Consider the following 14,014-nt stretch of genomic DNA (forward strand, 5'->3'; position numbering starts at 1 on the left):
AGCACGATGGGAAAGATCACCGGCTTCATGGAGCATGAGCGCGTTGAGGAGGGCTACAAGCCCGTCGACGAGCGCGTCAAGCACTACAAGGAATTCGTCGTCGGCCTGAACACCGAACAGGCCAAGGTGCAGGGCGCGCGCTGCATGGACTGCGGCACGCCGTTCTGCAACAGCGGCTGCCCGGTCAACAACATCATTCCGGACTTCAACGACCTCGTGTACCGCAATGACTGGCAAAACGCCTTCGCGGTGCTCGACTCGACCAACAACTTCCCCGAGTTCACCGGCCGCATCTGCCCCGCGCCCTGCGAGGCGGCCTGCGTGCTCAACGTGAACGACGACCCGGTCGGCATCAAGTCGCTGGAGCACGCGATCATCGACCGCGCCTGGGACGAAGGCTGGGTGGCGCCGCGCGCCGCCAAGCACAAGACCGGCAAGAAGGTGGCGGTGGTGGGTTCGGGCCCGGCCGGCATGGCGGCCGCCCAGCAGCTGGCGCGCGTCGGCCACGACGTGACGCTGTTCGAGAAGAACGACCGCATCGGCGGCCTGCTGCGCTACGGCATTCCCGACTTCAAGATGGAGAAGTCGCACATCGATCGGCGTGTCGAGCAGATGAAGGCCGAAGGCGTGACCTTCCGCACCGGCGTGATGGTCGGCGCCGCGAAGGATCCGCTGGGTAAAGGCTCGAAGGTCACGAATCTCGCCAAGGAAATCGTCACGCCCGAGCAGCTGCAGAAAGAGTTCGACGCCGTGGTGCTCACCGGCGGCGCTGAGCAATCGCGCGACCTGCCGGTGCCCGGCCGCGACCTCGACGGCATCCATTTCGCGATGGAGTTCCTGCCGCAGCAAAACCGCGTCAACGCGGGCGACAAGGTCAAGGGCCAGCTGCGCGCCGACGGCAAGCACGTGATCGTCATCGGCGGCGGCGACACCGGCTCCGACTGTGTAGGCACCAGCAACCGCCATGGCGCCGCGAGCGTCACGCAGTTCGAGCTGATGCCGCAGCCGCCAGAGGAAGAAAACCGCCCGCTGACGTGGCCGTACTGGCCGATCAAGCTGCGCACCAGCTCCAGCCATGAAGAGGGTTGCGAGCGCGAGTTCGCGATCTCCACCAAGGAGTTCATCGGCGAGAAGGGCAAGGTCACCGGCCTGAAGACCGTTCGCGTCGAATGGAAGGACGGCAAGATGCAGGAAGTGGCCGGCAGCGAGCAGGTGCTCAAGGCCGACCTCGTGCTGCTCGCCATGGGCTTCATCAGCCCCGTGGCCACTGTGCTCGATGCCTTCGGTGTCGAGAAGGACGCACGCGGCAATGCCAAGGCGACGGTCGACTTCATCGGGGGCTATGCCACCAACGTGCCGAAGGTGTTCGCCGCTGGCGACATCCGCCGCGGACAGTCGCTGGTGGTCTGGGCGATCCGCGAGGGCCGTCAAGCTGCCCGCTCGGTCGATGAATTTTTGATGGGATTCAGCGACTTACCTCGCTGATTTTTGTTTCAGTTTCGCGGGTCCGGGTTTGTCCCCGGTATCATCCGCCGGAAACCGCATGCCGGGATGCCTGAAAGGGCGCCCGGCTTTTTTATTGAGATGGACCCAGCCGCACCACTGCCACATCCCTTCGTAGAGTTCCGCGACGTCACGTTCGGCTACGGCGCGCGCGCCATTCTCGACGGCGTGTCCTTCACCGTGCCGCGCGGCAAGGTGACGGCCCTGATGGGCGCATCGGGCGGCGGCAAGACCACCGTGCTGCGCCTGATCGGCGGACAGCAGAAGGCACAGCGCGGCGAGGTACTCTTCGATGGTCAGGACGTCGTCAGATTCGACGCCACGGCGCTCTATGCAGCGCGGCGCCGCATGGGCATGCTGTTCCAGTTCGGCGCGTTGTTCACCGACATGAGCGTGTTCGACAACGTGGCCTTCCCGCTGCGCGAGCACACCCAGTTGTCCGAAGCGCTGGTGCGCGACATCGTGCTCATGAAGCTCGACGCCGTCGGCCTGCGTGGTGCGCGCGACCTGATGCCCAGCGAGGTGTCGGGCGGCATGGCGCGGCGCGTGGCGCTGGCGCGCGCGATCGCGCTCGATCCCGACCTCGTCATGTACGACGAGCCCTTCGCCGGCCTCGACCCGATCTCGCTCGGCACGGCAGCGCGGCTGATCCGCCAGCTCAACGACACGCTCGGACTCACCAGCATCATCGTGTCGCACGACCTCGAGGAAACCTTCCGCATCGCCGACCACGTGATCATCCTTGCCAACGGCGGCATCGCCGCACAGGGCACGCCCGACGAAGTGCGCGAGAGCGACGACCCGCTGGTCCATCAGTTCGTCAATGCGCTGCCCGACGGGCCCGTGCACTTCCACTACCCCGGCGTCAGCATCGAAGACGACTTCGGCAATGTGGAAGGAGGGCGTTCATGACCTGGTGGAAACCAGCCGACCTCGGCTTCGCGGTGCGCCGCCATCTGGCCAACCTGGGCTATGGCGCGAAGCTTTTCACGCGCCTGGTCGGCCCGGGCGCGCAGATCATGCGCCGCTTCGGGCTGGTGCGCGACCAGATCCATTTCCTGGGCAACTACTCGCTCGCAATCATCGGCGTGTCGGGGCTGTTCGTCGGCTTCGTGCTGGGGCTGCAGATGTACTACGCGCTGCAGCGCTACGGCTCTTCCGAAGCGCTCGGCCTGCTGGTCACGCTGAGTCTCGTGCGCGAACTCGGGCCCGTGGTGGCGGCCCTGCTCTTCACCGGACGCGCCGGTACATCGCTTACCGCGGAGATCGGCCTCATGAAGGCCGACGAGCAATTGAGCGCCATGGAGATGATGGCGGTCGATCCAGTACAGCGCATCCTCGCGCCGCGCTTCTGGGCCGGCGTGATCACCATGCCGCTGCTGGCGGCGGTGTTCAGCGCGGTCGGCATCATGGGCGGCTACGTGGTGGGCGTGCTGATGCTGGGCGTGGACCCGGGCGCGTTCTGGGGCCAGATGCAGGGCGGCGTCGACGTATGGCGCGACGTCGGCAATGGGGTCATCAAGAGCATCGTCTTCGGCTTCACCGTGACCTTCATCGCGCTGCTGCAGGGCTACGAGGCCCAGCCCACGCCCGAAGGCGTGTCGCGCGCGACCACGAAGACCGTGGTCACGGCATCGCTGGCGGTGCTGGGGCTCGACTTCCTGCTCACCGCCATGATGTTCAGTATCTAAAGAGGCTCGGCCTCCATCGTTCTAGACAGAGAGTCAAACCATGCAACGTTCCAACAACGACATCTGGGTCGGCCTGTTCGTGCTGATCGGCGCGGCGGCGCTGCTGTTTCTTGCGCTGCAGTCGGCCAACCTGCTGAGCCTGAATTTCCAGAAGACCTATGCGGTCACCGCGCGCTTCGACAACATCGGCGGGCTCAAGCCCCAAACCGCGGTCAAGAGCGCGGGGGTCGTGGTCGGCCGTGTGGAATCAATCGCCTTCAACGACAAGTCCTTTCAGGCCGACGTGACGCTGGCTTTGCAAAACCGTTACAGTTTTCCCAAGGACAGCTCGCTCAAGATCCTGACCAGTGGCCTGCTCGGCGAGCAGTACATCGGAATCGAAGCGGGCGCCGAGGAGAAGGCACTGCAGGCCGGCGACACCATCACTTCGACCCAATCGGCCGTGGTGCTGGAGAACCTGATCAGCCAGTTCCTGTACAGCAAGGCGGCCGAAGGCAATCCTTCGACGCCTGGAACAGCCAATAAGAAATGAAAACACGATTTTCCCTGTCGTTTGCTATGAATAACGTAGCAAGCCATACGCGCTGGATGGGCGCAGCAGCCGTCTTCGCGCTGGTGGCCGGTTGCGCCACCGGCCCCAACGCCAATCCGGCCGACCCGTTCGAGCCGTTCAACCGCGGTGTTTCGCGCTTCAACGACACCGTCGACGACGCGGTGCTCGTCCCCGTGGCCACGGCTTACCAGAAGGCGCTGCCCTCGATGGTGCGCACCGGCGTGAACAACTTCTTCTCCAACATCGGCGATGTCTGGAGCCTGGCCAACAACGTGGCCCAGCTCAAGTTGCAGAACAGCGCCGAGACCTTCATGCGGCTGAACGTCAACACTTTCTTCGGCCTCGGCGGCCTGCTGGACGTGGCGACCGAAGCGGGCATTCCCCGCCACGAGGAAGACTTCGGCCAGACGCTGGGCTACTGGGGTGTCGGCGCCGGCCCATATGTCGTGCTGCCGCTGCTGGGCCCCTCGACGGTGCGCGACACTGCGGCCAAGCCGCTCGACATGTACGGCGATCCGCTGGGCCATGTGAGCGACATTCCCTGGCGCAATTCGCTGACGGTGCTGCGCGTGGTCGACACGCGTTCGCAGTACCTGCGCGCCGGCCGCCTGCTGGGCGACGCGGCGCTCGACAAGTATTCGTTCACGCGCGATGCGTTCCTGCAGCGCCGCCGCAGCCAGGTCTACGACGGCAATCCGCCCAACGATGGCGGCGGCAGCGACGGCGGCGACGGCAGCGACAAGTAAGCCGAGGAGCGCATGGAGGGGAGGGCGCTTGCATCCGGTTGCAAGGCTTCACCTCCCCGACAGGAACCCGGTCGGCCCCATGGGCCTCGAATCCGTTCCTGTTTCAGCATCCGGCTTTTCCGGATGCCTGTGGATTTTCAAACTTGAATAAGGGACTCTCCATGAACGACAAGACCTTGCAACGTCGCGATCTCGGCCGCGTGGTGCTGGCCGGTGCCCTGCTGTTCAGTGCGGCTTTCGCATTCGTCCAGCCCGCCCGTGCCGCCGACGAAGCGCCCGATGCGCTCGTCAAGCGCCTCTCGACCGATGTGCTCGAGACGATCAAGGCCGACTCGTCCATCAAGTCGGGCGACGTCAACAAGATCATGCTGCTGGTCGACAGCAAGATCATGCCCAACGTCAACTTCCAGCGCATGACGGCCTCGGCCGTCGGCCCAGCCTGGCGCACGGCCACGCCAGAGCAGCAGAAGCGCCTGCAGGAAGAGTTCAAGACCCTGCTGGTGCGCACCTATGCCGGCGCGCTCGACCAGGTGACCGACCAGACCGTCACCATCCGTCCGTTCCGCGGCTCGCCCGACGACAAGGACGTGCTGGTGCGCACCGAGGTCAAGGGCCGCGGCGATCCGGTCCAGCTCGACTACCGCCTCGAGAAGACCCCCGGCCAGGGCGCCGGCTGGAAGGTCTACAACCTGAATGTGCTGGGCGTCTGGCTGGTCGACACCTACCGCACCCAGTTCGCGCAGGAAATCAACAAGAGCGGCGTCGACGGCCTGATCGCTGCACTGGCTGCGCGCAACAAGGGCAACGGCAAGAGCTGACCGGAGCGCACGATGCTGGTCCTGCCGACCCGACTCACCCACGACGAGGCCCCCGCCTGCATGCGCATGCTGCAGCAGGGGCTGAAGGGCCAGGTCGACTCGTCGTCCACCGTGGTCGACGCGACCGCGCTGGCCCAGTTCGATTCGTCGGCGCTGGCCGTGCTGCTCGAATGCCGGCGCGAATCCAGCGCGCTGGGGCGCGGCTTTTCCGTCAAGGGCCTCTCGCCCCGGCTGCGCGAGTTGGCTGCGCTGTACGGCATTGCGGGCCTTTTGCCCGCGGCGCCCTGACATTGTTGGCCCCCCGGCTTTTCACTCCGCTTTGCTGCGTGTAATTCGCCACCCCCCGAGGGGGAGGCGCGGCCCGCCTTGGGGCGGCCCGGCGGCGGCCGCATGAGGGTATCGGGCCGCTGCGCGGCAGCTTGTAAAGCGGCCCCGTAAAATCGCGGGCTCCCATGCCCGCGATCTCATTCCAATCGGTCTCCAAGACCTACCCTCCCTCCAGACAGCAGAAAGCCCAAGGCAAGCAAGGGCTGAAGGCGGTCGACGAGGTCAGCTTCCAGATCGAGCCGGGCGAGTTCTTCGGCCTGCTCGGCCCGAACGGCGCGGGCAAGACCACCCTCATCAGCATGCTCGCGGGGCTTTCGCGCCCGACGGCCGGCGCCATCACCGTGCACGGCTTCGACGTGCAGCGCGATTACGCCGAGGCGCGCCGCCAGCTCGGCATCGTGCCGCAGGAGCTGGTGTTCGACCCCTTCTTCAACGTGCGCGAGTCGCTGCGCATCCAGTCGGGCTACTTCGGCATCAAGAACAACGACGACTGGATCGACGAGCTGCTGCACAGCCTGGGCCTGGCCGACAAGGCCAACGCCAACATGCGCCAGCTTTCGGGCGGCATGAAGCGGCGCGTGCTGGTGGCGCAGGCGCTGGTGCACAAGCCGCCGGTGATCGTGCTCGACGAGCCCACTGCCGGCGTCGACGTCGAATTGCGCCAGACGCTCTGGCAGTTCGTCGCCCGGCTCAACAAGCAGGGCAGCACCGTGCTGCTGACCACCCACTACCTCGAAGAAGCCGAGGCGCTGTGCAGCCGCATCGCGATGCTCAAGCTCGGCAAGGTGATCGCGCTCGACCGCACCAGCGAACTGCTGAGGTCGGCCGCGAGCAACGTGCTGCGCTTCAAGACCGACGCCATGCTGCCCTGGGCCATTGCCCAGCATGCGCGCATCACCGGGCGCATCGTGCAGCTGCCGGCGCAGAACGCTCATGAAGTCGAACAACTGCTGGCTGCGATCCGCGAAGCCGGCGTCGCGGTGGAAGACGTGGAAATGCGCAAGGCCGATCTCGAAGACGTGTTCATCGATCTGATGGCCGGTGAGCAGACCCCGCTGGAGGTGGCGCGATGAGCGCCGCGCCGGGCAAGGGGGCTCCATGATGGCCGTCACCGGTTGGCGCGCGCTGCTCTACAAGGAGACGCTGCGCTTCTGGAAGGTGGGCTTCCAGACGGTCGGTGCGCCGGTGCTCACCGCGCTGCTGTACCTCATGGTGTTCGGCCATGTGCTCGAAGGCCGCGTGACGGTGTACGGCACCGTCGGCTACACGGCCTTCCTCGTGCCGGGCCTCGTGATGATGAGCGTGCTGCAGAACGCGTTCGCCAACAGCTCGTCCTCGATCATCCAGAGCAAGATCATGGGCAACCTGGTCTTCGTGTTGCTCACGCCGCTGTCGCACTGGGGCTGGTTCTTCGCCTACGTGGGCTCGTCGGTCATCCGCGGGCTGGCCGTGGGGCTGGGCGTGTTCGCGGTCACGGTCTTCTTCGCAATGCCGAACTTCGTGGCGCCGGTCTGGATCGTCGTTTTCGCGCTGCTGGGCGCCGCGATGCTCGGCACGCTCGGGCTGATCGCCGGCCTCTGGGCCGAGAAGTTCGACCAGATGGCGGTGTTCCAGAACTTCCTGATCATGCCCATGACCTTCCTGTCGGGCGTGTTCTATTCGATCGGCTCGCTGCCGCCGTTCTGGCAGAGCGTGAGCCACCTGAACCCGTTCTTCTACATGATCGACGGCTTCCGCTACGGCTTCTTCGGCGTGAGCGACGCATCGCCCTGGCTCAGCCTGGGCATCGTCGGCACCGCGTGGCTGGCGGTGAGCGCCATCGCTGTCCATCTCCTGCGCATCGGCTACAAAATCCGAGGCTGAACGCTTCTTCTCCAGACCCCATGACCGCCGAACAACTCCAGGCCCTGATCCAGTCCCACCTCCCGTGCGAGCACATCACGCTCGAGGGCGATGGCCGGCATTGGTATGCCACCATCGTCTCGGCCGAATTCGAGGGCAAGCGCGCGATCCAGCGCCATCAGCGGGTCTACGCCACCCTCGGTGCGAAAATGCACACCGACGAGGTGCATGCGCTTTCGATGAAGACCTACACGCCGGCCGAATGGGCGGCGGTGGAAAAATAACTCCCCGGCCCTCGCGGGCCCCTGATTTCGCTGGAATTTCGATGGACAAACTTCTGATTCGCGGCGGGCGAGAGCTCCGCGGCGAAGTACTCATTTCCGGCGCCAAGAACGCCGCGCTGCCCGAACTGTGCGCGGCGCTGCTGACCGACCAGCCCGTGACGCTGCACAACGTGCCGCGCCTGCAGGACGTGTCGACCATGCTCAAGCTGGTGCGCAACATGGGCGTCACCGCCGAGCGCGGCCAGGATGGGAAGGACGGCGGCACGGTGCGCCTGAATGCCGGCGACCTGAACAACCCGGAAGCCCCCTATGAGCTGGTGAAGACCATGCGCGCCTCCGTGCTGGCCCTGGGCCCGCTGCTGGCGCGCTTCGGCCATGCCAAGGTGTCGCTGCCCGGCGGCTGCGCCATCGGCTCGCGGCCGGTCGACCAGCACATCAAGGGATTGCAGGCCATGGGCGCCGAGATCGTGGTCGACCACGGCTACATGATCGCCAGCCTGCCGGCCGGCCGCACGCGGCTCAAGGGCGCGCGCATCCTGACCGACATGGTCACCGTCACCGGCACCGAGAACTTCCTCATGGCCGCCGCGCTGGCCGAGGGCGAAACGCTGCTCGAGAACGCCGCGCAGGAGCCCGAGATCGTCGACCTGGCCGAAATGCTGATCCGCATGGGCGCCAAGATCGAAGGCCACGGCACCAGCCACATCCGCGTCCAGGGCGTCGAGAAGCTGCACGGCTGCGAACACGCCGTGGTGGCCGACCGCATCGAGGCCGGCACTTTCTTGTGCGCCGTCGCGGCCACGGGCGGCGAGGCCTTCCTGCGCCACGCGCGCGGCGACCACATGGACGCCGTGATCGACAAGCTGCGCGATGCGGGCTGCACCGTCGCCTGCGAGAAGGACGGCGTGCGCGTCAGCTCCAAGGGCCCGGCCTGCGAACACCTGAAGGCACAGAGCTTCAGCACCACCGAATACCCGGGCTTCCCGACCGACATGCAGGCCCAGTTCATGGCCCTGAACGTGATCGCGCGCGGCGCCTCGATGGTCACCGAGACCATCTTCGAGAACCGCTTCATGCACGTGAACGAGATGGTTCGCCTGGGCGCCAACATCCACGTCGAAGGCAAGGTCGCGATGGTCGAAGGCGTGCAGCAGCTCTCGGGCGCGACCGTGATGGCCACCGACCTGCGCGCTTCGGCCAGCCTGGTCATCGCCGGCCTCGTGGCCGAGGGCGAAACCCTGATCGACCGCATCTACCACCTCGACCGCGGCTACGACCGCATGGAGGCCAAGCTGCGCGGTCTGGGTGCCGACATCGAACGCGTGACGGGAGCCGCCGCATGATCACCTTGGCGCTTTCCAAAGGCCGCATCTTCGAAGAGACGATGCCCCTGCTGGCGGCCGCCGGCATCGAGGTCACCGAAGACCCCGAGAAGTCGCGCAAGCTCATTCTCGGCACCACCCGCCCCGACGTTCGCGTGGTGCTGGTGCGCGCCTCCGACGTACCCACCTACGTGCAGTACGGCGGCGCCGACCTCGGCGTGACCGGGCTCGACGTGCTGCTCGAACACGGCAACCAGGGCCTGTACCAGCCGCTCGATCTGCGCATCGCGGCCTGCCGCCTCAGCGTGGCCGTGCGCGCCGACTACGACTACGCCTCGGCCGTGAAGCAGGGCTCGCGCCTGCGCGTGGCGACCAAGTACGTGGGCCTGTCGCGCGAATTCTTCGCCAGCAAGGGCGTGCACGTCGACCTGATCAAGCTCTACGGCAGCATGGAGCTCGCGCCGCTCACGGGCCTGGCCGACGCCATCGTCGACCTGGTCTCGACCGGCAACACGCTCAAGGCGAACCACCTCGTCGAGGTCGAACGCATCATGGACATCAGCGCCCGGCTGGTGGTCAACCAGGCGGCGCTCAAGCTCAAGCGCGAGCCGATCCGCCGCATCATCGACGCGTTCGCGTCGGCCATTCCTTCCGCCTGAACATCACGCACATGACTCTGAAAGCAGCCCCCGCCCGACTGTCCACGACTTCAGCCAGCTTCGACGCTGAATTCAAGGCGCGGCTGCATTGGTCCGCGGACGCGGATGCGGCCATCGAGAAGGTGGTGGCGGACATCCTGGCCGACGTTCAAACGCGTGGTGACGTTGCGGTACTGGAGTACACGAATCGCTTCGACAAGCTCGACGCGAAGACGCTGTCCGAGTTGGAGCTGACCCAGGCCGAACTGAAGGCCGCCTTCGAGTCGCTGCCCGCCGCGCAGCGTGACGCGCTCGAAGCGGCCCCACGCCGCGTGCGCAGCTACCACGAGGCCCAGAAGAAGGCCTCGGGCGAGAGCTGGAGCTACCGCGACGCCGACGGCACGCTGCTCGGCCAGAAGGTCACGCCGCTCGACCGTGTCGGCATCTATGTGCCGGGCGGCAAGGCCGCCTATCCGTCGAGCGTGCTGATGAACGCCATTCCCGCGCACGTCGCGGGCGTCGCCGAAATCATCATGGTCGTGCCGACGCCGAAGGGCGAGAAGAACCAGCTCGTGCTGGCCGCCGCCTACGTGGCCGGCGTCACGCGCGCCTTCACCATCGGCGGCGCACAAGCCGTGGCCGCGCTGGCCTACGGCACCGCCACCGTTCCCGCCGTCGACAAGATCACCGGCCCCGGCAATGCCTACGTGGCCGCAGCCAAGCGCCGCGTGTTCGGCACCGTGGGCATCGACATGATCGCGGGCCCGAGCGAAATCCTCGTGCTGGCCGACGGCACCACACCGCCCGAGTGGGTGGCGATGGACCTGTTCAGCCAGGCCGAGCACGACGAGCTGGCGCAGAGCATCCTGCTGTGCCCCGACGCTGCCTACATCGACCGCGTGCAGGCCGAGATCGATCGCCTGCTGCCCACCATGCCGCGCGCCGAAATCATCGCGGCCTCGCTCAACGGCCGCGGCGCGCTGATCCACACGAAGAGCATGGAAGAGGCCTGCGAGATCAGCAACCGCATTGCGCCCGAGCATCTGGAGGTCAGCAGCAGCGAACCGAACCGCTGGGAGCCGCTGCTGCGCCATGCCGGCGCGATCTTCCTGGGCGCTTTCACCAGCGAGAGCCTGGGCGACTACTGCGCCGGGCCAAACCCCGTGCTGCCGACCAGCGGCACGGCGCGCTTCTCGAGCCCGCTGGGCGTCTACGACTTCCAGAAGCGCTCCAGCCTGATCGAGGTCAGCGAGGCCGGCGCCCAGGTGCTCGGCCCGGTCGCCGTCACGCTGGCCGAGGGCGAGGGCCTGCAGGCGCACGCCGAGGCCGCCCGCATGCGGCTGCGTAAGATCTGAGCTCCAACAACAACCCGTCCCCGGGAGGAGCAAGCAAGATGATCGATCGTCTCTTCGGTTCGCGCCTTTTCAGGTTCGCCGCGACTGCCGTCGCGGGGGCCGCGATACTGGCCGCCTGCAGCCAGATGCCGCAGGCTCCGCGCGAATCGGCCGCCGCCAGCGTCATGCCCAGCGCCGCCGCGCCGGCCGCACCCGCGCCGCAACTCGGCACGCAATGGGGCGAGGGCATCGAATCGAAGACCCGCACCGTCGCCGCCAAGCGCCTGTCCGACCGGCCGGACGACGTGGCCTCGGTGGGCTACAACGAAGCCTTCGCCGTACGCCGCGCGGTGGGCAGCAATCCCGAGCGGCGGCTGAACCTGCTGCTGGCCGACGGCGATGTCGAATGGTCCGTGCTCGACGAGGACGGCCGTCCGCTGCCCCTGCAGCGCACCCGCCGGGGCAGCGGCGGGGAGGACATGTTCCGTCTCGCCGGTGTCGAAGGCGCGCGCTACACACTGCGCTTTCGCAACCTGAGCGAGCGCAGCTACGAAGTGATCGCCACCGTCGACGGCCTCGACGTGCTCAACGGCAAGCCCGGCAGCATGCGCAACGGCGGCTACGTGCTGCGGCCGCTGCAGTCGCTGACCATCGAGGGCTTCCGCAAGAGCCAGAACGAGGTGGCGGCCTTCCGTTTTTCAGCGCCCGGCCGCGCCTACGCTGCGAACACCGAAGCCGGCGACGTGCGCAACGTCGGCGTGATCGGTGCTGCGCTGTTCGAGCTCGAAGAGCGTGACGCCCCGCGCCGCCAGCGCCGTGGCGCTGACCCGTCGCAGCCCAGCGCCTTCCCGGCCGACGGCGCCTACGCGCCGCCGCCGCGCTACCGCAGGTGATGACGATGAAGCGTGCCGCGTTCCTGCTGCTCGCACTCGCCGTCGCCGCCGGCGCGCAGGCCATGAGCATCCGCGAGCTGCGCACGCTCGAGGCCAACGAGAAGGAGGGCAAGGCCTACGCCAGCTACTACCTGGTCGGCGTGCTCGAAGGCCTGCGCGAAGGTGTCGAATCTTCCCAGCGCAACGGCCAGAAGCCGCTGTTCTGCGTCGAGGGCCGCCGCCTCGAACCCTCCATGGCCCGTTCGCTCTATCAGACCGAGTTGACCCGCAACGCCGACAGTTACGAAGCCGACATGCCCGTGCAACTGGTCATGTCCGGCGCCCTCAAGAACAGCTACCACTGCACCCGATGACCGCTCCTGAATCCGCTCGCCCGCCGTTCGACCGCATCCGCCACGACGTGCGGGCCATGCATGGCTATGCGGTGCAGGACGCGCGCGGCTTCATCAAGCTCGACGCCATGGAAAACCCCTTCGGCCTGCCGCCCGCGCTGCAGGCCGAACTCGGCAAGCGGCTCGGCGCGCTGGCGCTCAACCGCTACCCCGGCGACCGCGGCGCCGACCTGCGCAGCGCGCTGGCGGCGCATGCGCAAATGCCTGAAGGCTTCGCGCTGATGCTGGGCAACGGGTCGGACGAACTGATCTCGCTGCTGGCCATCGCCTGCGACCTGCCGGGCGCGACCGTGCTGGCGCCCGTGCCCGGCTTCGTGATGTACGCCATGAGCGCGAAGCTCCAGGGCCTGAAGTTCGTTGGCGTGCCGCTCACGGCCGACTTCGAACTCGACGAGGCCGCCATGCTGGCCGCCATCGAGCGCGAGAAGCCCGCCATCGTCTATCTCGCGTACCCCAACAACCCGACCGCCAACCTCTGCGACGACGCCGTCCTCGAGAAGATCGTCGAAGCCCAGGGCGCGCAAGGCGGCCTGGTGGTGATCGACGAGGCCTACCAGCCCTTTGCCGCCCGCAGCTACATCGACCGGCTGGCGAAGCACGGCCACGTTCTGCTGATGCGCACGCTCAGCAAGTTCGGGCTGGCCGGCATCCGCCTGGGCTACATGATGGGTCCGGCCGCGCTGGTCGCCGAGATCGACAAGGTGCGCCCGCCCTACAACATCAGCGTGCTCAACTGCGAGGCCGCGCTGTTCGCGCTGGAGCATGCCGACGTGTTCGAGGCCCAGGCCCGGCAGATCCGCGAGGAGCGCGAGCGCCTGATCACGGGGCTCGGCCGCCTGCCCGGTGTGAAGACCTGGCCCAGCGACGCCAACATGATCCTCCTGCGCGTGCCCGATGCCGCCAGGACTTTTGAGGGTATGAAGGCTCGCGGCGTTCTGGTGAAGAACGTTTCTAAAATGCATGAACTGCTCGCGAACTGCCTGCGCCTCACCGTCGGAACGGCCGACGAGAATGCGCGGATGCTCGCGGCGCTCGAAGCCTCACTATGACCACCCCCCAGATTGCCGATCGCACAGCGACGGTCACCCGCAACACCGCCGAGACGAAGATCACCGTCAGCGTGAACCTCGACGGCACCGGCCGCGCCAAGCTTTCCACCGGCATCGGCTTCTTCGACCACATGCTCGACCAGATCGCCCGCCACGGGCTGATCGACCTCGACATCGACTGCCAGGGCGACCTGCACATCGACGGGCACCACACGGTGGAAGACGTGGGCATCACGCTGGGCCAGGCCGTGGCCAAGGCCGTCGGCGACAAGAAGGGCATCCGCCGCTACGGCCATGCCTATGTGCCGCTCGACGAGGCGCTGAGCCGTGTCGTCATCGACTTCTCGGGCCGTCCGGGCCTGGTGATGCACGTGCCTTTCACCAGCGGGATGATCGGCACCTTCGACAGCCAGCTCACCTACGAGTTCTTCCAGGGCTTCGTGAACCACGCCTTCGTCTCGCTGCACATCGACAACCTCAAGGGCGTCAATGCGCATCACCAGTGCGAGACGGTGTTCAAGGCTTTTGCGCGCGCCATGCGCGGCGCGCTCGAAATCGATCCCCGCTCCGTCGGGGTCATTCCATCGACCAAGGGTTCGCTCTGAAGCCCGCCAGCGAACAG

Annotated in this window: 17 protein-coding genes; all 17 read left to right on the top strand. The window is 66.8% G+C overall.

What is annotated here, in order from left to right; all coding sequences use genetic code 11:
• The first annotated feature begins 6 nt into the window (after nucleotides 1-6).
• The 17 genes from ACEOAB_RS04950 (at nucleotide 7) to hisB (ending at nucleotide 13,997) form a co-directional block, all read left to right on the top strand.
• Nucleotides 7-1,485: a glutamate synthase subunit beta gene (locus tag ACEOAB_RS04950; RefSeq protein WP_413747895.1), complete on the top strand. Its 1,479-nt coding sequence runs from the start codon at nucleotides 7-9 to the stop codon at nucleotides 1,483-1,485.
• A 66-nt stretch (nucleotides 1,486-1,551) separates the two neighbouring features.
• Complete coding sequence (locus ACEOAB_RS04955; protein ID WP_413313828.1) at nucleotides 1,552-2,415, top strand: ABC transporter ATP-binding protein; 864 nt, start codon at nucleotides 1,552-1,554, stop codon at nucleotides 2,413-2,415.
• Nucleotides 2,412-3,194 carry a lipid asymmetry maintenance ABC transporter permease subunit MlaE gene (gene mlaE, locus ACEOAB_RS04960; RefSeq protein ID WP_056586016.1) on the top strand — a complete coding sequence of 261 codons (783 nt, stop codon included), beginning with the start codon at nucleotides 2,412-2,414 and terminating at the stop codon, nucleotides 3,192-3,194. Before ACEOAB_RS04955 ends, mlaE begins: the two co-directional genes overlap by 4 nt.
• A gap of 40 nt (nucleotides 3,195-3,234) precedes the next feature.
• On the top strand, nucleotides 3,235-3,726 hold the full coding sequence (gene mlaD, locus ACEOAB_RS04965; RefSeq protein WP_056586018.1) for an outer membrane lipid asymmetry maintenance protein MlaD: 492 nt from the start codon (nucleotides 3,235-3,237) through the stop codon (nucleotides 3,724-3,726).
• Between the two features lie 26 nt (nucleotides 3,727-3,752).
• Nucleotides 3,753-4,493, top strand: a complete 741-nt coding sequence (locus tag ACEOAB_RS04970) for an MlaA family lipoprotein (RefSeq protein WP_413747894.1) — start codon at nucleotides 3,753-3,755, stop codon at nucleotides 4,491-4,493.
• A 161-nt stretch (nucleotides 4,494-4,654) separates the two neighbouring features.
• Nucleotides 4,655-5,311, top strand: coding sequence for an MlaC/ttg2D family ABC transporter substrate-binding protein (locus ACEOAB_RS04975; RefSeq protein ID WP_413747893.1), 657 nt, complete (start codon nucleotides 4,655-4,657; stop codon nucleotides 5,309-5,311).
• Nucleotides 5,312-5,323: 12 nt separating this feature from the next.
• On the top strand, nucleotides 5,324-5,599 hold the full coding sequence (locus ACEOAB_RS04980) for an STAS domain-containing protein (protein WP_007835246.1): 276 nt from the start codon (nucleotides 5,324-5,326) through the stop codon (nucleotides 5,597-5,599).
• 164 nt (nucleotides 5,600-5,763) lie between these two features.
• A complete protein-coding gene (locus ACEOAB_RS04985) occupies nucleotides 5,764-6,711 on the top strand; it encodes an ABC transporter ATP-binding protein (protein ID WP_413747892.1) in 948 nt (315 codons plus the stop codon).
• Nucleotides 6,712-6,736: 25 nt separating this feature from the next.
• A complete protein-coding gene (locus tag ACEOAB_RS04990) occupies nucleotides 6,737-7,501 on the top strand; it encodes an ABC transporter permease (protein ID WP_007835249.1) in 765 nt (254 codons plus the stop codon).
• A gap of 20 nt (nucleotides 7,502-7,521) precedes the next feature.
• Nucleotides 7,522-7,764, top strand: coding sequence for a BolA family protein (locus ACEOAB_RS04995; protein ID WP_007835251.1), 243 nt, complete (start codon nucleotides 7,522-7,524; stop codon nucleotides 7,762-7,764).
• A 41-nt stretch (nucleotides 7,765-7,805) separates the two neighbouring features.
• Nucleotides 7,806-9,107: a UDP-N-acetylglucosamine 1-carboxyvinyltransferase gene (murA, locus tag ACEOAB_RS05000; protein WP_413747891.1), complete on the top strand. Its 1,302-nt coding sequence runs from the start codon at nucleotides 7,806-7,808 to the stop codon at nucleotides 9,105-9,107.
• A complete protein-coding gene (gene hisG, locus ACEOAB_RS05005) occupies nucleotides 9,104-9,745 on the top strand; it encodes an ATP phosphoribosyltransferase (protein WP_413747890.1) in 642 nt (213 codons plus the stop codon). Before murA ends, hisG begins: the two co-directional genes overlap by 4 nt.
• 11 nt (nucleotides 9,746-9,756) lie before the next feature.
• Complete coding sequence (hisD, locus tag ACEOAB_RS05010; protein WP_495653511.1) at nucleotides 9,757-11,079, top strand: histidinol dehydrogenase; 1,323 nt, start codon at nucleotides 9,757-9,759, stop codon at nucleotides 11,077-11,079.
• 38 nt (nucleotides 11,080-11,117) lie between these two features.
• On the top strand, nucleotides 11,118-11,951 hold the full coding sequence (locus ACEOAB_RS05015) for a hypothetical protein (RefSeq protein ID WP_495653512.1): 834 nt from the start codon (nucleotides 11,118-11,120) through the stop codon (nucleotides 11,949-11,951).
• 5 nt (nucleotides 11,952-11,956) lie between these two features.
• Nucleotides 11,957-12,304, top strand: coding sequence for a hypothetical protein (locus ACEOAB_RS05020; protein WP_413747887.1), 348 nt, complete (start codon nucleotides 11,957-11,959; stop codon nucleotides 12,302-12,304).
• Nucleotides 12,301-13,392 carry a histidinol-phosphate transaminase gene (gene hisC / locus ACEOAB_RS05025; RefSeq protein WP_413747886.1) on the top strand — a complete coding sequence of 364 codons (1,092 nt, stop codon included), beginning with the start codon at nucleotides 12,301-12,303 and terminating at the stop codon, nucleotides 13,390-13,392. Before ACEOAB_RS05020 ends, hisC begins: the two co-directional genes overlap by 4 nt.
• Complete coding sequence (gene hisB, locus ACEOAB_RS05030) at nucleotides 13,389-13,997, top strand: imidazoleglycerol-phosphate dehydratase HisB (RefSeq protein WP_007835258.1); 609 nt, start codon at nucleotides 13,389-13,391, stop codon at nucleotides 13,995-13,997. Before hisC ends, hisB begins: the two co-directional genes overlap by 4 nt.
• The last annotated feature ends 17 nt before the right edge of the window (nucleotides 13,998-14,014 follow it).

The organism is Variovorax sp. Varisp53, assembly GCF_059491555.1.

Bases quoted from the DNA above. Each gene is read 5' to 3' on its own strand.
- hisB (WP_007835258.1), top strand. From the start codon at position 13,389: ATGACCACCCCCCAGATTGCCGATCGCACAGCGACGGTCACCCGCAAC.
- murA (WP_413747891.1), top strand. From the start codon at position 7,806: ATGGACAAACTTCTGATTCGCGGCGGGCGAGAGCTCCGCGGCGAAGTA.
- ACEOAB_RS05015 (WP_495653512.1), top strand. From the start codon at position 11,118: ATGATCGATCGTCTCTTCGGTTCGCGCCTTTTCAGGTTCGCCGCGACT.
- ACEOAB_RS04995 (WP_007835251.1), top strand. From the start codon at position 7,522: ATGACCGCCGAACAACTCCAGGCCCTGATCCAGTCCCACCTCCCGTGC.
- hisD (WP_495653511.1), top strand. From the start codon at position 9,757: ATGACTCTGAAAGCAGCCCCCGCCCGACTGTCCACGACTTCAGCCAGC.
- hisG (WP_413747890.1), top strand. From the start codon at position 9,104: ATGATCACCTTGGCGCTTTCCAAAGGCCGCATCTTCGAAGAGACGATG.
- ACEOAB_RS05020 (WP_413747887.1), top strand. From the start codon at position 11,957: ATGAAGCGTGCCGCGTTCCTGCTGCTCGCACTCGCCGTCGCCGCCGGC.
- ACEOAB_RS04980 (WP_007835246.1), top strand. From the start codon at position 5,324: ATGCTGGTCCTGCCGACCCGACTCACCCACGACGAGGCCCCCGCCTGC.
- mlaD (WP_056586018.1), top strand. From the start codon at position 3,235: ATGCAACGTTCCAACAACGACATCTGGGTCGGCCTGTTCGTGCTGATC.
- ACEOAB_RS04990 (WP_007835249.1), top strand. From the start codon at position 6,737: ATGATGGCCGTCACCGGTTGGCGCGCGCTGCTCTACAAGGAGACGCTG.
- mlaE (WP_056586016.1), top strand. From the start codon at position 2,412: ATGACCTGGTGGAAACCAGCCGACCTCGGCTTCGCGGTGCGCCGCCAT.
- hisC (WP_413747886.1), top strand. From the start codon at position 12,301: ATGACCGCTCCTGAATCCGCTCGCCCGCCGTTCGACCGCATCCGCCAC.
- ACEOAB_RS04955 (WP_413313828.1), top strand. From the start codon at position 1,552: ATGCCTGAAAGGGCGCCCGGCTTTTTTATTGAGATGGACCCAGCCGCA.
- ACEOAB_RS04985 (WP_413747892.1), top strand. From the start codon at position 5,764: ATGCCCGCGATCTCATTCCAATCGGTCTCCAAGACCTACCCTCCCTCC.
- ACEOAB_RS04970 (WP_413747894.1), top strand. From the start codon at position 3,753: ATGAATAACGTAGCAAGCCATACGCGCTGGATGGGCGCAGCAGCCGTC.
- ACEOAB_RS04975 (WP_413747893.1), top strand. From the start codon at position 4,655: ATGAACGACAAGACCTTGCAACGTCGCGATCTCGGCCGCGTGGTGCTG.
- ACEOAB_RS04950 (WP_413747895.1), top strand. From the start codon at position 7: ATGGGAAAGATCACCGGCTTCATGGAGCATGAGCGCGTTGAGGAGGGC.